At 68.8% G+C, this 19,593-nt stretch carries 18 protein-coding genes; 3 read left to right on the top strand and 15 right to left on the bottom strand.

Translation table 11 applies throughout. The features are described 5' to 3' along the window. Positions 1-88 precede the first annotated feature (88 nt). The 3 genes from EL288_RS19305 to EL288_RS19295 are packed head-to-tail and all read right to left on the bottom strand — an operon-like array spanning position 89 to position 4,234. On the bottom strand, positions 89-1,936 hold the full coding sequence (locus EL288_RS19305) for an acyl-CoA dehydrogenase family protein (protein ID WP_003808654.1): 1,848 nt from the start codon (positions 1,934-1,936) through the stop codon (positions 89-91). Positions 1,937-1,969: 33 nt separating this feature from the next. Next, positions 1,970-3,196, bottom strand: a complete 1,227-nt coding sequence (locus EL288_RS19300; RefSeq protein ID WP_003808655.1) for a CaiB/BaiF CoA transferase family protein — start codon at positions 3,194-3,196, stop codon at positions 1,970-1,972. Positions 3,197-3,244: 48 nt separating this feature from the next. Next, positions 3,245-4,234 carry a Bug family tripartite tricarboxylate transporter substrate binding protein gene (locus EL288_RS19295; protein WP_003808656.1) on the bottom strand — a complete coding sequence of 330 codons (990 nt, stop codon included), beginning with the start codon at positions 4,232-4,234 and terminating at the stop codon, positions 3,245-3,247. 140 nt (positions 4,235-4,374) lie between these two features. Here EL288_RS19295 and EL288_RS19290 point away from each other — a divergent pair, with 140 nt between their 5' ends. Beyond that, complete coding sequence (locus EL288_RS19290; RefSeq protein WP_003808657.1) at positions 4,375-5,268, top strand: LysR substrate-binding domain-containing protein; 894 nt, start codon at positions 4,375-4,377, stop codon at positions 5,266-5,268. Positions 5,269-5,439: 171 nt separating this feature from the next. After that, positions 5,440-6,096 carry a hypothetical protein gene (locus EL288_RS19285; protein WP_232018704.1) on the top strand — a complete coding sequence of 219 codons (657 nt, stop codon included), beginning with the start codon at positions 5,440-5,442 and terminating at the stop codon, positions 6,094-6,096. Here the strand turns inward: EL288_RS19285 and EL288_RS19280 are convergent. The 4 genes from EL288_RS19280 to EL288_RS19265 all read right to left on the bottom strand — a co-directional run bounded on the left by EL288_RS19280 (position 6,080) and on the right by EL288_RS19265 (position 10,440). Further along, positions 6,080-7,063 carry a tripartite tricarboxylate transporter substrate-binding protein gene (locus EL288_RS19280; protein ID WP_003808659.1) on the bottom strand — a complete coding sequence of 328 codons (984 nt, stop codon included), beginning with the start codon at positions 7,061-7,063 and terminating at the stop codon, positions 6,080-6,082. The genes EL288_RS19285 and EL288_RS19280 overlap by 17 nt on opposite strands. Before the next feature lie 80 nt (positions 7,064-7,143). Next, the gene (locus tag EL288_RS19275) at positions 7,144-7,884 is read right to left on the bottom strand and encodes a sulfite exporter TauE/SafE family protein (protein ID WP_003808660.1); all 741 of its coding nucleotides are present in this window, start codon (positions 7,882-7,884) and stop codon (positions 7,144-7,146) included. A 15-nt stretch (positions 7,885-7,899) separates the two neighbouring features. After that, positions 7,900-9,429 carry a M81 family metallopeptidase gene (locus tag EL288_RS19270; protein WP_003808661.1) on the bottom strand — a complete coding sequence of 510 codons (1,530 nt, stop codon included), beginning with the start codon at positions 9,427-9,429 and terminating at the stop codon, positions 7,900-7,902. Between the two features lie 12 nt (positions 9,430-9,441). Next, positions 9,442-10,440, bottom strand: coding sequence for a Bug family tripartite tricarboxylate transporter substrate binding protein (locus EL288_RS19265; protein ID WP_003808662.1), 999 nt, complete (start codon positions 10,438-10,440; stop codon positions 9,442-9,444). Positions 10,441-10,549: 109 nt separating this feature from the next. Here EL288_RS19265 and EL288_RS19260 point away from each other — a divergent pair, with 109 nt between their 5' ends. Next, positions 10,550-11,467, top strand: a complete 918-nt coding sequence (locus EL288_RS19260) for a LysR family transcriptional regulator (protein WP_003808663.1) — start codon at positions 10,550-10,552, stop codon at positions 11,465-11,467. Here the strand turns inward: EL288_RS19260 and EL288_RS19255 are convergent. From EL288_RS19255 to EL288_RS19220, 8 genes are all read right to left on the bottom strand, one after another. Then, positions 11,464-12,627 carry a GGDEF domain-containing protein gene (locus tag EL288_RS19255; RefSeq protein WP_003808665.1) on the bottom strand — a complete coding sequence of 388 codons (1,164 nt, stop codon included), beginning with the start codon at positions 12,625-12,627 and terminating at the stop codon, positions 11,464-11,466. The two genes, EL288_RS19260 and EL288_RS19255, sit on opposite strands and share 4 nt — an antisense overlap. Positions 12,628-12,767: 140 nt before the next feature. After that, on the bottom strand, positions 12,768-14,210 hold the full coding sequence (locus EL288_RS19250; RefSeq protein WP_010926009.1) for an FAD/NAD(P)-dependent oxidoreductase: 1,443 nt from the start codon (positions 14,208-14,210) through the stop codon (positions 12,768-12,770). Then, positions 14,207-14,515: a (2Fe-2S)-binding protein gene (locus tag EL288_RS19245; protein WP_003808669.1), complete on the bottom strand. Its 309-nt coding sequence runs from the start codon at positions 14,513-14,515 to the stop codon at positions 14,207-14,209. The genes EL288_RS19250 and EL288_RS19245 overlap by 4 nt, the downstream gene beginning before the upstream one ends. Next, positions 14,499-15,653 (bottom strand): NAD(P)/FAD-dependent oxidoreductase, encoded by a 1,155-nt coding sequence (locus tag EL288_RS19240; RefSeq protein WP_003808671.1) that lies wholly within the window; start codon positions 15,651-15,653, stop codon positions 14,499-14,501. The genes EL288_RS19245 and EL288_RS19240 overlap by 17 nt, the downstream gene beginning before the upstream one ends. Positions 15,654-15,680: 27 nt before the next feature. After that, positions 15,681-16,730, bottom strand: coding sequence for a dipeptidase (locus EL288_RS19235; RefSeq protein WP_003808674.1), 1,050 nt, complete (start codon positions 16,728-16,730; stop codon positions 15,681-15,683). Positions 16,731-16,788: 58 nt separating this feature from the next. Beyond that, on the bottom strand, positions 16,789-17,907 hold the full coding sequence (locus EL288_RS19230; RefSeq protein WP_003808676.1) for an ABC transporter ATP-binding protein: 1,119 nt from the start codon (positions 17,905-17,907) through the stop codon (positions 16,789-16,791). Further along, entirely contained in the window at positions 17,904-18,677 is a 774-nt protein-coding gene (locus tag EL288_RS19225; protein ID WP_010926011.1) for an ABC transporter permease, read from the bottom strand. Before EL288_RS19225 ends, EL288_RS19230 begins: the two co-directional genes overlap by 4 nt. Then, entirely contained in the window at positions 18,674-19,540 is an 867-nt protein-coding gene (locus EL288_RS19220) for an ABC transporter permease (protein WP_033451774.1), read from the bottom strand. Before EL288_RS19220 ends, EL288_RS19225 begins: the two co-directional genes overlap by 4 nt. Positions 19,541-19,593: the final 53 nt, after the last annotated feature.

Here is a 19,593-nt window from a genome sequence, read left to right as displayed (position 1 = left end):
CCTGATTCGCTGGGGTGAGCATGGCATTTTCCGCATGCGCAGCCAACGATACACAACCCCCAGTCCCGCGTCACGCCGCGCCGCGGCCTCAGGCTTGGGCGGGCGCCGCGGCGTCCGCCCGTGCCTGGCGGGCAGGCGCGACGCCGGCGTCGTGCGGCGCGAGCAGGTCGGCCGCCTGCCGCAGGCTCAGCTTTTCGCCCTGCAGCATGGCCAGGTCGCGAGCCAGCATGGCCGCCGAAGGCGCGGCCAGGGGGTCGCGCGGCAGCAGGCGCGTGCGCAGCATGGCGTCGGCCAGCAGCAGCCGGCGGCCGTCCACCCCTTCCTGCGTGGCTTCCCAGGCCATCAGCACCGCCGCGCTGGCATGGTAGAGGGCGGACGCCGCCCGGCGTACCTCGGACTCGTGGCGCGGGTCGCCGGCGACGCCTTCGGCAAGCTGGCAGGCCGCCGCGACCGCCTCGGCCAGCGGGCCGGCGATCACCGGCGCCTGGGCGCGCACGGCCCGCAGCTTCTCCAGCAGCAGGGCGCGCAGCGCGATGTGCGCCTGGTCCTTGCGCACCGCGCGCTCGATGGCGTCGAGCGCATTGATATTGCTGGTGCCTTCCCACAGCACGCCGATATGGGCATCGCGCACCAGGCGGGCATTGACGAAGTCCTCGATATAGCCGTTGCCGCCGCGCACTTCCATCGCGCCGGTCGCCACGGTGACGTTGTCGCGGCACGCCCGCAGTTTCAATAGCGGGGTAAGCAGGCGCAGCGCCGCCTTGCATTGCGCGTCGCCGCCATACGCCTTGGCCATCGCGTCGGCGGTTGCCATGGTCATGGTAAGCGCGGCCTCGGTCGGCACGAGCAGCTTGAGCAGCTGGCGCTGCATGAGCGGGTAGTCGACGACCTGCCGGCCGAAGGCCTGGCGATGACGGGCGGCCTGCATCGATTCGTTCAGGCAGCGGCGCATCATGGCCGCGGCGCGTACCGCGTGCGACAGGCGGGACAGGTTGACCTGCTCCATCATCTGCTTGATGCCCTGGGTCGGGTCGCCGACGAGATAGGCGAAGGCGCCGTCGATGCGCAATTCTCCGCTGGCCATGCTGCGCGTGCCCAGCTTGTCCTTGAGGCGGACAATCCGGTAGCTGTTGCGGCTGCCGTCTTCACGGTAGCGCGGCATCGCGAACAAGGCCAGTCCCCGCGTGCCCGCCGGAGCGCCTTCCGGGCGCGCCAGGATCAGCGCGATGTCGGCGTCCACATGGGACGAGAACCATTTCTCGCCATGCAGATGCCACTGACCATCGATCTGCCGGGCGGTGGTCTCGACCTGTCCCACGTCCGAGCCGCCCGATTTCTCCGTCATGAACTGCGTGCCTTTCCAGAGATCCTGCAGATTGTCGGCCAGCATGCGAGGCAGCAGCCTGGCCTGGAGGGCCTCGCTGCCGAACTTGCGTATCAGGTGGATGGAGGTGTCGGTCACGCTGATCGGGCACATCTGGCCGAACTCGGACTGCACGAACAGGTACTGAAAGACGTATTTCGTGATGGGCGACAGGGTGCCGGCGTAGCCCATGGCCCCCGGCCGGTGCGTCATGGCATGGAACTGGAATTGCTCGAACGCAATATGTTCCATCTCCTGGTAGGCGGGGTGGTACTCGATCCAGTCCTCGTCTTCGCCCCAGCGCGAGCGCGCATGCAGGACCGGGCCGTGCTTGTCGGCCACCATCGCCAGTTCATTGAGCCGGCCGCCGGCCAGTTTTCCCATGCGCTCGAAATGCGGCCGGAAGTATTCCAGTTCGGCGCCTGGCACGTAAACGGACAGGAGCTGTTGCAGGCTCGGGTCGATGGCGAAGAAGTCCAGGCCGGCGCAATCCGGCGCCAGCTTTTCCGAACTCTGTGTCGAGCGGGCGGGCCGTTTCCGGGCGAAAGAACCATAGTCGGGTTGGTAGGCCATGAGCGGTCTCCGTGTTGTCGAAAGGGGCGAGGCTCAGATCACGCCGGCCTGGCGCAGGCCGGCCTGTTGCGCTTCATCCAGGCCCAGGCGCTCGCGCAGCACATCGGCCGTGTGCTGGCCCAGCATGGGCGGGCCGGCCAGGTGGTCGAGCGGGGTCTCGGAGAACCGCAAGGGGCTGGCGATGGTGCGAAAGACCGCGCCGTCTTCCAGCGCGATGTGGGTCTCGATGTTGCGCGCCTTGACCTGCGGGTCCGCCAGCGCCTGCTCGAAGTCGTTGATCGGGGCGCAGGGAACGCCCGCGGCGTCCAGCACGGCGAGCCATTGCGCGCTGGTCTTGCCTGCCATGACGACGGCCAGCTGCGAGAGCAGCTCGTCGCGGTTCTGCAGGCGCCCGGACACGGTTACGAAGCGCGCATCGGCGCACAGGTCGGGGCGTTGCGCGGCGCGGCAGTACGCCGCGAACAAGGCATCGTTGCCGACGGCCACCACGATCTGGCCGTCGCGGGTGTCGAATACCTGGTACGGCACGGCGTTCGAATGGGCGTTCCCGTAACGGCGGGGCATGCTGCCCGAGGCCATGTAATTGACCGCCTGGTTGCTGTTGAACGCCATGGCGCAGTCCAGCAGCGCCATGTCCAGGTGCTGGCCCCGGCCGTGGCTTTCGCGCTCGAGCAGCGCGGCGAGCACGGCCACGGTCGAATACATGCCGGTGGTGATGTCCGCGACGGCGATGCCCACCTTCTGCGGCCCGCCGCCGGGCAGATCATCGCGTTCGCCGGTGATGCTCATCAGTCCGCTCATGGCCTGGAACACGAAGTCGTACCCGGGCTTGTGGCGGTATGGGCCGGTGTGGCCGAAGCCCGTGACCGAGCAATACACCAGGCCGGGGTTGACGGCCTTCAGGTCCTCGTACCCCAGGTCATAGCGCGCCAGGGTGCCGGTCTTGTAGTTCTCCACCAGGACGTCGCAGTCGGCCGCCAGCTGCCGGACCAGGGCTTGCCCCTGCGCGGTGGTGAAGTCGATGGTGATCGATTTCTTGCCGCGGTTGGCCGAGCCGAAGTAGGCGGAGTCGCGGCGCTTGCTGGCCGCTCCGGCCGGGATCCAGGGAGGTCCCCAGCCGCGCGTTTCGTCGCCGACGCCGGGGCGCTCCACCTTGATGACCTCGGCGCCCAGGTCGGCCAGGTTCTGGGTGCACCAGGGGCCGGCCAGCACCCTGGTCAGGTCCAGTACGCGATATTTCTGCAGTGGTTTGTTTGGCATGGTGTTCGCTGTATCTCGCATTCCGCGCCGTCCGCTCCGGCCGGACGCTCACTCGGCCCTGATGCCGGCCTGTTCGATGACGGTCTTGTAGCGGGCGTTTTCGTCGCGCATGTACGCGGTGAAATCCTGCTGGTAATAGCCCACTGGCTCGGCGCCGCTGCCGATCAGCTTGGCCTGTACCTCCGGGTCCGCCATGACCTTCCTGATTTCGGCCGCCAGCCTCGCCACAATGCCGTTGGGCACGTTTGCCGGCGCGACGAAGCCCACCCAGGCCTGCATGTCCATGCCGGGGTAGCCCACCTCGGCCACGGTGGGTACGTCGGGCAGGGCCGGGGAGCGCTTGTCGCCCATCAGCGCGATGGGCTTGAGCTGGCCGCTCTTGATCAACGGCGCCGCCGTGAACGCGGGTTCGAACGTCATGGAAACCTCGCCGGACATCGTGGCGGTCTTGGCGGGCGCGCTGCCGCGGTACGGCACGTGCAGCACGGCGATGCCGGCGCGGCTGCGCAGCATCTCGCCGGCCAGGTGGGCGCTGGAGCCATTGCCGTACGAGGCGTAACTGAGGCTGCCCGGCCTGGCCGAGGCCAGCTCGACCAGTTCGCCGATATTGTTCGCGGGCACCTTGGGGTTGACCACGATCACGCTGGGCGCCTTGGCCACCAAGGCGATCGGGGTGAAGCTCTTCTGCGCGTCATAGCGCAGGTTCTTGTAGAGCCAAGGGTTGATGGTGAGCGTGGTGTTGGTGGCCACCAGCAGCGTGTAGCCGTCCGGCCTGGCGCCGGCCACGAAGTCCGCGCCGGTGATCGTGGAGGCGCCGGGCTTGTTCTCCACCACCACCGCCTGGCCCAGGCCCTCGCCCAGTTTCTGGCCGACGATGCGCGCCACCAGGTCGGTCATGCCGCCCGCGGCATACGGCACGATCAGGCGGACGGTCTGGCGCGGGTAGTCGGCGCTTGCCGGGCTGGCGGCGGCGGACGCGGCGCAGAGGGAAAGCGATGTTGCAAGAACTGCGGCCAGCTTGGTGGTATCGAGGCCCATGGCTTGTCTCCTGTTTGAATGTGCGGATCTGGTGTCCGGGCAGGCAGCAGCCATTCTTCTTGACTCAATCTATATCGTCCAATACATTTTTTCGAGAAATTAATCTAATTTGTATATCAATTGGCGAGGGCGGTTTCGCAATGGAATTGAGACAACTGCGCTACTTCGTGGCCGTGGCGGAAGCGCTGCACTTCGGGCGGGCCGCGCGGCGGCTTTCGATTTCCCAGCCGCCGCTCAGCTTCAACATCGCGAGGCTGGAAGAGTCGCTGGGATATGCGCTGTTGCGGCGCAGTACGCGCGCGGTGGAACTCACGGCCGCCGGCAAGGTTTTCTATCAGGAAGCATGCCGGATCCTCGCGCTGGCCGACCAGGCGCGGGCGCTGGGCCAGCGCGCGGCGCGAGGCGAGGTCGGCAGCCTGCGCGTCGGTTTCGTCGGCGCGTCGCTGCTGTCGCCGATGGCCAGGGTGCTGCGGCAATTCGAGCAGGACCGTCCGGGCCTGATGCTGTCGGTGCACGAGCTCAACAGTTTCGAGCAGATCCACGCGCTGCAGCGTGAGCAGATCGACTTCGGCATCATGCACCCGCGCAGCATCCCGGACGGCATCCTGGCCCGGCTGCTGCATCGCGAGCCTTTCGTCTGCGCGCTGCCGGACAGCCATCCCCTGGCCGCCCGGCAGCGCATCCGGCTGCAGGCGCTCAAGGATGAGTCGTTCGTGCTGTTTCCCCGGCACTTCTCGCCGGAGTACCACGACCAGATCATCGCCCTGTGCATGGACGCGGGTTTCACGCCCCACATCCGCTACGAGGTGCGGGCCAACGCCACGGTCGTCGCGCTGGTGGCGGCCGGATTCGGCGTCGCCATCGTGCCCCGTTCGGTCAGCCGCGTCGCTATCGACGGCATACGGTTCCGGCCGTTGGCCAAGGCGGGAGTCGAGTCGCAGCTGCTGGGCGTGTGGCGCGACGACGGGCACGACAGCCTGATCCAGCCGCTGCTCGCCGCCATGGCGTCGTTGCTGCCGGCCGCGCGTCGATGATGTCTTGCTCGCCGGCCATGTTCGCGGCCGCGACGGGCAACGGCATCACGCCGCGCGGGTCCGATCATTGCCAAATGGTAATGAGCGGGTAATACCGTCTGCGCGTCTTTTGACTACGATCTGCCCATCGGCGCGGCAATGGCGGCGCCATTCACGAAATGGTTTTGCATCATGCAAGATGTCGACGTCAGCCCCGACCTGGACCGCGGTCTGGGCATCTTCCGGCGCGTCAGTTTCTACGAACTGATGGAGATCATGACGTTCAGCCGGCTGCCTTTCGCGCCCGCGGCGCGGCGGCGCGGCGCGAGCGTGGTCGACCTGTCATGGCGTTTCCTCGACGGCGCCGGCCGCGTGCGCGCGGCGCCGCGCAAGCGCGGCGAGCCCTGGATATGCCTGGTTTCCACGGTCGACTCCCTGGCCGCTTCCCTGTTCACGCAAGCCGACATGGCGGTGCGGATGGAAGCGGCGGGCCGCGCCGCTTCGGCATCCGGGGACGCGGCTGCCGCGTTCCAGGCCGGGCCCGGCGCGCTGGCCGTGGTGCTGAGCGCGGCGGGCGAGGGCGGCGAGGCGCAACGGCGCGGCCATGGCGTGCGCCTTCTGGTCGACCTGGGCACGCTGCTGTCGGGCGTGCTGGTGTCGCCGGCCGCGCCGGCGTCGTTCGTGGGGCTGGTGGGCGAGATCGTCCAGCGCAATACCGGGGCATGGGTGTCGCGCGGCCCGCTGCGCAAGGCCGATGCGGGCGCGCGGGAGCCGGCGCTCATGCCGGCCAGGCCGCCGGCGCGGGGGCGCCGGCCAGCCGTCGGGCGCACGCCTACTGCAGGGCCTTGAAGCCCGATGCCTTGACCACGGGCTGCCATGCCTGGCGCTGCGCCTGGATCATGGCGGCCAGCTCGGCGCCGGGCTTGCCGGTCGAGACCAGCCCCACCTGGGCGACGCGGGCCGAGAACGCCGGGTCCTTGACGATCTTGATCAGGGCGCGTTCCAGCTTGTCGGTCACCGCCTTGGGCGTGCCGGCGGACACGAACGCGGCGTACCAGCCGGAGGACTGCTCGAACCCCGGCGCGCCGCTTTCGCCCAGCGTGGGCACGTCGGGCAGCAGGGCGGAACGCTCGGTGCCGGTCACGCCCAGGTACTTGATCTTGCCCGCCCGGGCCAGTTCGCTGGTGGCCGCCACGGTGTCCATGCCGATGGGCAGCACGCCGCCGATTTCATCGGTGAGCATGGCCGGCGCGCCCTTGTAGGCGATGGGCATCAGGTTCAGGCCGCTGTGCTGGTTCAGTTTCAGCAGGCCGAAATGCAGCGCGCCGCCCAGCGAGACCATGCCCACGCCGACGCTGTCGGGGTTCTTCCGGACCCACGCCAGGTATTCGTGCATGGTGGAATAGGGGCTGTTGCTCGAGGTCGACGCCACCAGCGGCGTGTCGGCCAGATGCGCCACCGGGACCAGGTCCTTGTCCGCGTCGTACTGCAGCCTGTCGTAGGTCAGGGGAAACAGCACGAAGGGGGGCGCCGGGGAGATCAGGATGGTGTTGCCGTCCGGCGGCGAGCGCTTGACCGTCTGCAGGGCGATCTGGGTGCCGGCGCCAGGCTTGTTCTCGACGATCACCGATTGTCCCAGCTCGGCTTTCAGTTGTTCGGCGATGGCGCGCGACATGTTGTCCAGCGCGCCGCCGGCCGAGAATCCGATCACGATCCTGACCGGGGCATGGTCCTGCGCGCGTGCCGTCATGGCGCCGCCGGCAAGCACGATCGCCAGCGCCATCGGCGCGCATCTGGATAGGTTCAGTTTGAACATGGTCTCCTCGCTAATCGAGTTTTCTTGTGGGGGGCTATTGCGTCATCGCCTGCGTTGCGCGGCTAAGGGTTTGCTGGCGGCTAGCCCTGCTGCAGGGTATGGACGACCAGGGTCAGCCCGCTGACCACCAGCAGGCCGCAAATGAGTTTGCGCAAGGCCGCCGGCGATACATGGCGGGCCCAGCGATGGCCCAGCAGCACGCCGCCGGCCGCCACGCCGACCAGCGCCAGCCAGCGCGTCCACAGCTCGGGCTGCGACAGGCGGCCCGCCCAGCCCATCGCCAGCAGCACCGAGCAGGCGCTGACGGTGATGACCACGGGCGTGCTGGCGCGCAGCGCGTGCACGTCGGGCAGGCGCCGGCTCAGCCAGGCGACCACCAGCGGGCCGGCGGTGCCGAACAGCATTTCGACCACGCCGATGGCGCCGCCGGCGGCCAGGGCCCAGGGCGCGGCGGCGGGCGGGCGCGGCCGCGCCGGCCGCGGCCGCAGCGCCTGGGCGCCCACCGCCGCCACGTACAGCCCCAGCACCAGCAGGGGCCAGCTGGCATCCAGCGAGCGCGACAGCCACAGGCCGGCCAGCGCGCCGGCCACCATGCCCGGCAGCAGGCGCCGCAGTTCGGCGAAGTCGACCTGCCGCAGGTTCAGGCCGCCCAGCAGCAGGGAGGCCATCACGTCCAGCAGCAGGGTCAGCGCCACCACCTCGGGCAGCGGCCAGCGCCAGGCCAGCAGCGGCACGACGACCAGCGCCGAGCCGAAGCCGGTGATTCCCAGCACCACGTAGCCGAGCAGTACCGCGCAAGCGGGAAAGAGCAGATCGATCATGGCCGGGGCAGGGGGTCAGGCATCGCCGGCGATCCAGCTTTGCGCGTGTTCCAGCGTGGCGTCGGCGTCCAGCGGATAGATGGGGCGGCTCAGGTGCCTGAACGGGAAGATCCCGTAGTCCGAGCTGCACACGCCCGGGCCGCCGACCAGGACGATGTGCCGGGCGAACGGCTCGAAGCCGGCGCGAAAGTGCTGGCGCGACTTGAGCAGCACGTAGCGGGACTGCGCGGGGTCCACGCCGGCATGGGTGAAGACGCCCGTGTCGTAAGGCTCTTGCGGACGCTCGGAGATGAAGACGCGCACGGTGCCCACGCGCAGCACCGCGGTGCGGCCCAGGCTCAGGCGCACGCCCGTGAACATCGGGCCGGTCACGGTGTATTCGCCGTCGGTCAGGCGTTCGACCACGCCGGTCAGGCGCAGCGGCCGGCCGGCCAGGCCCAGCGCCGGCATGTCCGTCTTGCCGCCGACATCCAGCGTGACCTCGGCGTCCACGCCTTGCTCGAACAGGGCCGCCACCGCGGCCGGGTCGCAGAAGGGGCCCGCCACCACGTCCTGCAGCCCCTGGCGCAAGACCTCCTCCAGCACATCCATCACGTCGGTGGTGCCGCCGGCGCCGCAGTTGTCGCCGTGGTCGACCAGGATGACCGGCCCCTGCTCCAGCGTCCTGGCATGGGAGATGGAGTCCGCCACGGGTTCGGATGGAAAGACGAAGTCGGCCCGGCGCGACCAGGCCAGCCCGCACAATTCGTCGAGCAGGCGCTGCGCCGCCTCGAGGCGGGCGCGCTCGGCGACGATGACCACGGACAGGCCGGCGCAGGCGATGTCGGCCAGCGGAAAGCCGCCGAAGACCGAGGCGTTGCAGACCTCGCCATCGCGCTCGGCCTGCATGGCCCGCGCCATGATGTCCTTCATCGGTTGCAGGGCGGGCGTCTGGCGCAGCATGTGCGTGAGCATCGGCAGGCGCCGCCACAGCACGACGGGCTGGCTGCGGCCTTCCAGCAGCGCGCGGATGGTGCGGCCCACGCGCGCGCCGGTTTCGTACACGTCCACGTGCGGATAAGTGCAGTAGCCGGCGATGGCGGTGGCGTTGCGGATGAGCTCGCTGCTGAAATTGGCGTGGAAGTCCAGCGCCACGCCGATCGGCAGGCCCGCCGGGGTGCAGGCGCGCAGGCGGCGCAGCAGTTCGCCTTCCGCATCGGGGTAGCCGTCGACCACCATGGCGCCGTGCAGGTCCAGCAGGATGGCGTCGCACCCTTGCCGGGCGCTGTCGAGCACGGCGTCGCACAGCGCCTCGAAGGCCGCGCGGCTGACCAGGCCGCTGGGCACCGCGCTGGCGTAGACCGAGAAATCGACCTCGGCGCCCATTTCGCGCGCCAGGTCCAGATACGCGGCCGCGGCGTTGTTGGTGCCTTCGCAGGCAAGGCGCGCGGCCTCGCCGTGGGCCGGGCCGTCACCGCTGGTGCCGCGCCGGAAATCGCTCAGCTCGGTGCCGACGGGAGAGAAGGTATTGGTTTCGTGGCGAATCAGCGCAATGACAAACTTCATGAACGGACTTCCTTATTGCTTTTCCAGGCCGGATTGTTCGACCAGCGCGCCGTAGCGCCGGGTTTCCCGCGCCAGGAAGGTCCTGGCTTCGGCAGGCGGCAGCATGACGGCATCGAGGCTCAGCATGTCCAGCGTGCCGGCGAAATCCTTGTCCTTCACGCCGGTCTGCAGGGCGGCATACAGCCGCTCGAGCAGGGCGGGCGGGGTGCCGGCGCGCACCACCACCGACAGGTTGGATTGCACCGCCAGCGCCTTGGGGTCCTTGCTGTCCTGCGCGACCGCCTTGGGAAACTCCGCGAGCGGCGTGTCCTGCAGGATGGCCACCGGCAACACGCGCGCGCCGCGGGCATGGGCGATCGAGGAACCCACCACGTCCACATGGGCGTCGGTGTGGCCGCCGATCAGGTCGGCCACCGCCGGCGGCGAGCCGCGGTACGGAACGATCTCGAATTCCAGGCCGTTGCGCCGGCGCCAGTTGTCCAGGGCCAGGTAGGCGGCGCCGCCGATGGTATTGACGCTGATGGATATCTTGCCGGGATTGGCGCGTATCGCCTGCACCAGCGCGTCGAAGCTGTCGTACGGCCCCTGCGGATTGACGATCAGCCAGTGCGGATAGGTGTTGAGCACCGTCACCGGCGTGAAATCCCGGTCGCCGTCGTAGCGCGCGTCCTTGAGCAGCCAGTGATTGATGTTGAGCGTGTTGTCGCTGGCCATGAACAGGGTATGGCCGTCGGCCGGCTCGCGCAGGACCGCCATGGCGCCGGGCACGGTGGCGCCGCCCGAGATGTTCTCCACGATCACGCTGGCCTGGGGAAAGGCCTTGGCCAGCTTGCCGGCCACCATGCGGCCCATGGCGTCGGCGGTGCCGCCCGCCGGGTAGGGAACCACGACCTTCATCGTGCGGGCCGGCCATTCGGCTTGCGCCAGGGCCGGGCTCGGGCCCAGCAACGGGGCCAGGCAGGACGCGATTGCCAGGCCCACGACCCGGCGGCGGATACGACGCATTTCCATGTCTCCTGTGGCAGCGGGATTGCTGCTCGCTAGTTCTATGCGTAGGAGTCTAGAAACCCCGTTGATTAATGTCTAATATATATAAAATCTATTTCTATATAGTTTGTATATGGACGAGCACCGTCTCAAATGCTTTGTCGCGGTTTACGAGGAAGGCAGCGTGTCGGCCGCGGCAGTGCGCCTGCACATGACCCAGCCGCCGCTGAGCATCCTGCTGCGCAAGCTGGAAGACGAGCTGCGGGTCGGCTTGTTCGATCGCAGCGGACGCCGGCTGGCGCCCACGGCGGCCGGCGAGCTGTTCTACCTGCGCGCCAAGGCGATGCTGGCCAATCTGCAGACCATCCGCCGCGAGCTGCGCGAGGTCGAGCAGGGCGCGCGCGGGCTGGTGCACATAGGCTGCTCCACCGCGGCCAGCCTGTTCATCGTGCCGCGCGTCATGGAAGACCTGGCCGCCGAGGGCCTGGAGATTGTCCTGCACGTGCACGAAGGCGAAATCGGCTACATGCTGCAGCAGCTGCGCGAGCGCAGCCTGGACCTGACCATCTGCCGCAGCCAGCACATGGCCCCGGACCTGGAGAGCCAGGTCATCATGGAGGAGCCCCTGTTCGTGGCCCTGCCGCCGGGTCATCCGCTGGCCGGCCGCGAACGCGTGCGGCTGGTCGATCTGCGCGACGAGCGCTTCCTGCTGCACCGCTCGCCGCTGGGCACCGGCATTTCCGATATGGTGCTGCGGGCATGCAGGAACGCGGGCTTCGCGCCCAACGTGGTGTATTGGGGCGGAGAGACGCTGCCCATGCTGCTGATGGCGCGGCGGGGCCAGGGGATCGCTTTCGCGCCGCAGAGTTTCGCGCAGCTGGGCTTGCAGGGGCTGGCCGCCCTGGTGCCGGTGGCCGATGCGGAATTCAGGACGCACCTGAACATGATCTGGCCGCGCCAGCAGGCGCTCTCGCCCATCGCCAGCCGGGTACGGGAACTGATCATGAGGCGCTTCGGCCCCGGCGGCGGCGACAAGCGCGCCGCGTCTTAGGCGGCGCCGGCCGCGATCTCCAGGCGGTTGCCGCCCAGCGATTTGGCGCGGTACATGGCGCGGTCGGCGGCCATGAGGCTGGCGGCCAGCGTCGCGTCGCCGGGTTCGATGCGCGCCAGGCCGATGCTGACCGTCACCGGCAGGCTGATGTGCGCGAGGCGCCCGGCGACCGCCTGGGTAAATCGGCCGGCGACTGCTTCGCCCAGGGCCTGGGCCTTCAGGGCGTCGTCGCCGCGCAGCAAGGCCGCGAACTCTTCGCCGCCGATGCGCGCCAGCACGGCGCGCGGTCCGATGACGTCCTGGGCGGCGCGCGCGAAGGCCTGCAGGACTTCGTCGCCGGTCTGATGGCCGTACATGTCGTTGATGGCCTTGAACTGGTCCAGGTCGAACGCCAGCACGGCCAGCGGGGACGACCCGGCGGGACGGTGCTTCAGCAGGCGCGCGCCCTCTTCGAAGAACCAGCGGCGGTTTCCCAGGCGGGTCAGGTAGTCGGTTTGCGATTCGCGCAGCAGCTCGCCGTGGATTTCCTCGCGCAGCAGGCGCAGCAAGGCCATCGGAAGAATCACGGAATACAGCACGCCTTCATAGATGGTGAACTTGCCGGCGAGGGCCTGCACCGGCAGGCCGTGTTCGCGCACCAGCCAGGGCAGGACGAGGGCCCGCCCGGCGTAGATGAGCGCATGCAGGCCGGTCATGGCGATCACCATGCGGCGCGCCGGAAACGGCCGCATGGCCGGGTTGCGCCACATGGACAGCGCGGTCATGGCGTTGATGAGGGCGATCGGCGCCGCGCTGACATGGGACCAGGTGGCGTCCATTTCGGCGGGGTCGCTCAAGGCCCAGACCGCGGCCATGACGGCCAGCACGGCCGCGCCGAAGGCGCCGTGGCGCGATCCCCTGAGCGCGCCCACGCCTTGCAGGACGAGCAGATAGGCGCCGATCATGATGAGATTGGCGAGCGCCGACCCCCATACGCCGGGCAGGTCGCGCCGGTACAGGGCCGCGACGCAGCCGAGCGCCAGCGTCGCGAAGCCGGCCGCGAACAGGCCGAGCGCCCTGCCGCGCCCGGGATTGGCGCGGTACTCCCAAAGCATCATGCCGGCGCTGGCGATGAGCGTGCCGGTCGCGAGGAGGTAAAGAGTGGTGAGATCGACGTTCATCCCTGACGCAGGGCATTGCGCCGGAGCAGCGCGGGGAGCACGGGATTTTACGATGAAAACATGACGCTCCCGTGGCGCGCGGCGCCACGGGGGGCGGCTTGCGGCCCTGTTTTCCCGCGCACGCGCGCCGCGCGGCCGCGTCAGGCGGTTTTCTTCAGGCGCACCACCGCCTGGCGCGAGGCCTCGGTCTGGGGCAGCGAGGCCAGCTCGCCCAGCGTGACCGGCTTGGTGGGGAAGCGCAGGCGGTAATAGCCGACTTCGGGCAGCGGCACGCCGCGCTCGTCGGCGATCAGTTCGCTGACGGTCAGGCCGCAGAGCCGGCCCTGGCAGGGGCCCATGCCGCAGCGCAGGAAGGCCTTCATCTGGTTCGGCCCGGAACAGCCCAGCCGGACGGTCGCGCGTATCTGGCCCGCGGTGATTTCTTCGCAGCGGCATACGATGGTGTCGTCGCCCGGACGGCGGTAGGCGTCGGCGGGGCGGTACAGCACGTCGAAGAAGGCGCGCCCGCGCATTGCCCGCGCCAGCGCCCGGCGCGGCGCCCGGGCCTCGCGATCGCGCCGGGCGTCGTCGATGCGGCCGAGCGCGACGGCGGCCTGCAGGGCGGCCAGGCGGCCGCGGTGCTCGGCCGCGACGGCGCCGCCGATGCCGGCGCCGTCGCCGGCAATGCCGATGCCCGCCACCGACGTGGCGCCCCAGTCGTCCACCCGCGGCTGCCAGCAGGCCTGGGTCGGGTTCCATTGATGGTCCACGCCCAGTGCGCGCGACAGGTTCAGGTTGGGGACGACCCCCTGGTGCAGCATCAGGTGGCGCGCCGGCATGTCGTGCGTGCGCCCGCCGGCGCGATAGCTCAGCGATTCCAGCCGTTCGCGTCCCTGCGCCCGCAAGTCCTGCACGCCCCGCGTGATGGGCACGTGGGCGCGCACCGCACGCATCAGTTTCAGGCCTTTCGCCAGGTAGGGCGAACGCAGGAAGTCCAGGGCGTGCGGCAAGGCCCGCGCCAGCCCGCCCGGCGCGGTGGTTTCGAGCAGGCGCTCGATCCTGACGCCGGCGTTGAGGTATTGCCATGCCAGCAGGTACAGCAGCGGTCCGCCGCCGGCCAGCACCGCGTGCTCGCCCGGCACGATCGCGGCGGTCTTGAGCAGGATCTGCGCCGCGCCGGCGGTCACGACGCCGGGCAGGGTCCAGCCCGGGATGGGGAAGGGCCGCTCCAGGGCGCCCGTGGCCAGCAGGATGTGGCGCGCGCGCAGGATGTCGGCCTGTCCGCCGACGGAGTAGGCCACCTCGAAGACGCCGCCGTCGCCGGCCTCGGCGCTGCGCGACACCGCCCATACCGTCGCGCCGGACAGGTAGGCGGCCCCGCTGGCGCGCAGCGGTTCGAGCAGGCTGGCGCCGTGCCAATAGTCGGGCCCGAGGATGTCCGGCCGGGTCAGCGCCGTCGTCGTGATGGCGCGGTAGATCTGCCCGCCCGGCGTCGCCTGTTCGTCCAGCAGCAGCGTATCCACGCCCAGCGCGGCGGACTGGGTTGCCGCCGCCATGCCGGCCGGGCCGGCCCCCACCACCAGCAGTTCGCAACGGCGCGTCATGGCAGGACCTCCCGCGCGCGCTGCTGGCGTTCCACCCGCATGCCGTCGCGCACCGGCGTCATGCAGGCCTGGCGATTGGGCTGTCCGTCGATGGTGACCAGGCAGTCGTAGCACACGCCCATCATGCAGTAGGGGCCGCGCGGCACGCCGCCGACCACGGTCGCCCGGCAGGCGTCGTGCCCGGCCGCCAGCAGGGCGGCGGCCACGCTTTCGCCGGCCCGGCAGGACACGGCCTCGCCGTTGACGTCGATATGGACGACCGGCCGCGCCGGCAGCCCGGGCGCCGCCTCAAGCCTCTTGAACATGAAACCTCCGTGCAGAGAAGGGAGCCATATCGCCGGCCAGCGCGCCGTCGGCGATCATGGGGGCGAGCAGCAGCGCATGGGCGCCGGCCAGGGTGACGCCGCTGTGGCAGGTGGCCACGAAGGCGCCGGGGCAGGTCGCGGACTGCGCGTAGATGGGAAAGCCGTCCGGAGACATCACGCGCAGCGCCGACCAGGAGCGCACCACGTTGACCTCGCGCAGCGCCGGCAGGGTGCGCACGGCGCGGTCGGCCAGCGTGCCGAGTATGGGCAGGCTGACTTCGTTGTCGGCGTAACCCGCTTCTTCCTGCGAGTCGCCGATCAGCCAGCTGCCCTCGTCCATCTGCCGCAGCGTGCTGATCGGCGTGCGCAGCACCCGATGGGTGCGTTCCAGCACGATGATCTGGCCGCGCTGCGGCCGCACCGGGATGTCCAGGCCGACCTGCGCGCCCATGGCCTGGTTGCCCAGCCCGCATGCCAGCACCAGGCGCGGCGCCTGCAAGCGGCCGCGCGGGGTGTCGACGACGAACATGCCGTCGGCATGCCGGCTGATGGCCTGCGCCGGGCAGCGCGGCAGGTAGTCCACGCCGTTGCGCTCGAAGGTGGTGTGCAGGGCGCGCAGCAGCTTGAGGGGGTTGGCGATGCCGTCGACCGGCGTCCAGCTGGCGCCGCGCACCTCGGGGCCGATGCCGGGCACCAGGTCGGCCAGCTCATGGCGATCGAGCAGCTTCCATGCGTAGTCGCTCATGCCGGGTTGCGCCAGCAGCCGCGTCATGAAGTCGATGCGCGCCTGTACCTCCTCGTCCGACAGCAGCACGTGCAGGCCGCCTTGCTGCTCCAGGTGCACGTCGATGCCGGATTCCTCGAGCAGCCGCGCCGCCAGGTCCGGCCATGCCCGCTGCGAGGCCATGGTCCACACGCCGTAGCGCGGCATGCCCATGCCCTTGCTCTGCACCCATATCAGGCCGAAGTTGCCGCGCGAGGCGCGGTAGGCGAGGTCGCCTTCGTCCAGCACGGCCACGCGATCCAGGCGGCGGCGCAGCCCATAGGCCAGCGCGGAGCCTACCAGTCCGCCTCCCACGACGATGACATCGTGGCCGGAGAACCTCGGCGCCGCGTCCGCCGCTGCACTGATTGCCATGTCCGTTCCTCCTCGCCGCGCGGCGCCTCAATCGCGGAATACCGCCTTGACCACCCGGTTGGCGTTCTCGCCCAGCACCTTGCGGATCTCGTCGTCCTTGAAGTCGCGCTTGACGAGATAGGCGATGACGTAGTGCAGCGTGCCGGGGCCGACGTCCTTGGGGTGCATCAGGTCGGTGCGCAGCCCGGGGCCGATGATGGCCACCTCGGGATGGCGGGCGTGGAACTCGGCCATCCTGTCGGGGCTGTACTTGCGCAAGTCGCCGACGTCGGTGCCGATGCCGACGTGATCGATGCCGACGAGGCCGGCGATGTAGACGACGTGGTCGATCATGTCGTTGATGGTGCTGCCGGTCTCCAGGCCGTCCTTCTTGAGAAAGCCGGACTTCCCGGCGATGCCGATCACGCCGCCCTTGGCCGCGATGGCCTTGATCTCGTCGTCGGTCTTGTTGCGCGGCGTATCGACGATGGCGCGGGCGGCCGTATGCGTGGCCATGATGGGCCGCTGCGACATGTTGGCGCAGTCGATGGTGGTGCCGATGCCGACGTGGGAGGTGTCGATGACGATGCCGAGCTCATCCAGCTTCTCGACGAACTTGATGCCCAGCTTGCTGAGCCCGGACTGGAATCGCTCGCCGCAGCCGTCGCCGAACAGGTTGCGGTCCTGGTAGGTGGGCTGCACGAAGCGGATGCCCAGGTTGTAGAAAACCTCCATCCGGTCCATGTCGCCCTCCAGGGCGGTGACGTCCTGGAAGCCCATGAAGATCGCGGTGCGGCGCTCCTTGCGGGCCCGCTCGATGTCGGCATACGTCTTGGCGATGAAGCCCACGTCCGGCCGGGCATCGTAGAGCCGCGTCCAGTGGGCGACGTTCTTCACGCCTTCGGCGAAATCCACGGTGTAGCAGACCGTATGGTTGATGGCCGTGACGTTGGACGCCTTGACCTGCTCCAGGTAGGTTTCGTCGCCGCACTCGCGCGTGGTGGAGTCGCACAGGTTCCAGTAGACGAATTCCTGGCGGATGCGCGCCACCCGTTCCTGTTCGGCCTCCGAAAGTTCGAGTCCAAATGCTTTGCTCATTTTGCTTTTCCTCTGGTTGATGGAATGACGTCACGCAGGCGGCGTGAGGCTTGGCGGTTCACAAGGACAGCACGAGGCTTTCTTCCTCGGGCCAATAGAGGTAGATGGCGGCGCCGGCGGCCAGGTCCGGCGGCACGCAGGCCGACGAGCGCAGCACCGTCATGGTCTGGCCGCCCGCCTGGCATTCGACCTTGGTTACATGCCCCAGGAAATGCACATCCGCGACGCGGCATTGCATGGTGGAAATGCCCGGGCGCTCGCGCAGCGCGAGAAACTCCTCGTGGGACAGGGTGTAGCTGACCCGGTCATGCTTGACGGACAGGAAGACCGGCTGCTGCGCATCGAAACGCAGGGCCGAGCGCCCCTTCAGCACCTGGCCGGTTTCGGTGGCGCTGACTTCGCAGCCGGTGTGGTCCGGCGTCTGGCTGAGCAGGGTGGCGGCGATGAAGTTCGTGTTGCCCAGGAAGGCGGCGGCGAACGAGTTGGCCGGGTTGTTGTAGATCTCGCGCGGGGAGGACAGCTGGGCGATGGCGCCGTCCTTCATCAGCACGATCCGGTCGGACAGGAACATCGCCTCTTCCTGGTCGTGCGTGACGAACACCGAGGTAATGGACAGCTCGCGCAGGATGCGCTTGAGGTCGCCGCGGATCTCGTGCCGCAGCTTCGCGTCCAGGTTGGACAGAGGTTCGTCCAGCAGCAGCACGCGCGGCTCCATCACCATGGTGCGCGCGATGGCCACCCGTTGCTGCTGGCCGCCGGAAAGCTGCCTGGGCTTGCGTTGCGCGTACTGTTCCATGCCGACCAGGGCGAGGGCGCGCATCGTGCGTTCGCGGATCTCGGCCTTGGCAACGGACTTGATGCGCAGGCCGTACGAGACGTTGTCGAACACCGTCATGTGGGGAAACAGCGCGTATCCCTGGAACACCATGCCGACGTTGCGCCGGTTGATCGGAACGTCGGTCTGGTCCACGCCGTCGATGACGACCGAGCCCTTGCGCGGCACGATGAGCCCGGCGATGGCGTGCAGCGTGGTGGTCTTGCCGCAGCCGCTGGGACCCAGCAGCGACAGGATCTCGCCGCGTCGCACGTCGAGGTTCAGGCCGCGGATGATGTCGCGCTCGCCGTAGGCCAGTGTCAGGTCCCTGAGCTCGATCGAGCAGTCTTGGCGTGCCTTCATTTTCTTGGTCCCATGTTGTCCAGGCCGGAGACTCTGCTGATGATGGAAACCACCACGCAGGAAAGCAGGATCAGGATGGTCGACAGGGCGGCGATCGCCGGATCCAGGCTGAATTCGACATAGTTGTAGATGGTGATGGGCAGGGTCATGGTCGAGGCGTCGACCAGGAACAGCGATATGACGGTGTTGTCGAAGCTGGTCAGGAAGGCGAACAGCGCGGCCGCCACGATGGAGTTCTTCATCAGCGGCAGGGTCACTCGCACGATGGTGCCGCCCCGGCTGGCTCCCAGCAGCAGCGAGGCGTTCTCCAGGCTTTCGTTGATCGCGCTCACGCCGTTGTAGAGCAGCCGTACCGTGTAGGGCAGGCAGATGACCGTGTGGGCCAGCACCAGGGTGAGCAGGTCGGTGGCGAGGTTCATCAGCGTCAGCATCTGCAGCAGCGCCAGGCCGATCACCAGCTCCGGGATCACCAGCGGCGAGAGCAGCAGGCCCAGGATGGTCTCGCGGTAGCGGCCGCTGCCGCGGGCCAGCGCATAGGCCGCAAGCAGGCCCAGCGCCACCGACAGCACGGTCGCCAGCACGCCGACGATCAGGCTGTTGGTCGCCGCATCGAGGAACGCCGGGTCCTGCAGGACCCGGCCGAACCAGGTCAGCGATACCCCGTGGGGCGGGAACCGCAGGATCTCCTGCGGCTCGAAGGCCGCGCCGATCACGATGAGCAAGGGGCTGCACATGAAGACGATGTACAGCGCGCTGAGGGCTTTTTTCATCGGGCCTGGCCCGCTTCGACGGGGCTGGAATCGAAATTCAGGCGGTTCCTGAGCGCGCCTATCAAACCGAAGATCAGCATGGTGAAGACGAACAGGATGACGGCCAGGGCGGCGCCGGCGGGGACGTTGCCGACGATCATCACCTGCTGGTAGATCAGGGTCGCGATCATCTTGATGTTGATCGAGCCGAGCATCGCGGGCAGGACGAAGGTCGCCAGCACATGCAGGAAGACCAGCAGCGAGCCGACCACGAACCCGGGCGCGCAGAGCGGGATGATGACGTGCAGGAACACGTCGCGGCGCCGCGATCCGAGCACCATCGCGGCGTCGATGATGCTCTTGTCGATGGCCCGCAGGCTGGCCAGCACCGGCAGGATCATGAACGGCAGCAACAGGTGCGTGAGCGCGATGATGACGGCGGACTCGGTGTACAGAACCTGGATGGGCTGGCTGACCAGGCCGGTCCACAGCAGCAGCGCGTTGAGCGGGCCCTCGCGGCCGAACACGATGATCCAGCCGAAGCCGCGCACCACGACGCTGACGAACAGCGGCAGCACGGTCACGACGGTCAGCGTGGTGGCCAGGGTCTTGCCGGATACCGAGATGATGTAGGCGATGGGAAAGCCGATGACCAGGGTGGCCACGGTCACGGTGGCGCCGATGCGAAAGGTGTTGAGGATGCTTTCCCAGTAGATCGGGTTGCTGAACGCCTCGACATAGTTGCCGAAACCGGGCAGGGCCGGCCCGCCGTACAGGTAGTCCTGGTCCATGAAGCTGAGGTACAGCAGGTACAGGAACGGCACGAACAGCAGCAGGGTAATGAACAGCAATGCCGGCGACAGGAACAGCACGCGTTGCTTCATGGTTCGACACTCCACGGCCGTTGCGCGCGCGGCGCAGGGCGGACGAAATACGT

The organism is Bordetella bronchiseptica (assembly GCF_900636925.1).
Lineage (GTDB): Bacteria > Pseudomonadota > Gammaproteobacteria > Burkholderiales > Burkholderiaceae_B > Bordetella > Bordetella pertussis.
Note: the sequence above shows the minus strand (reverse complement) of the source record. Positions and strands in the feature narration are given on the sequence as shown.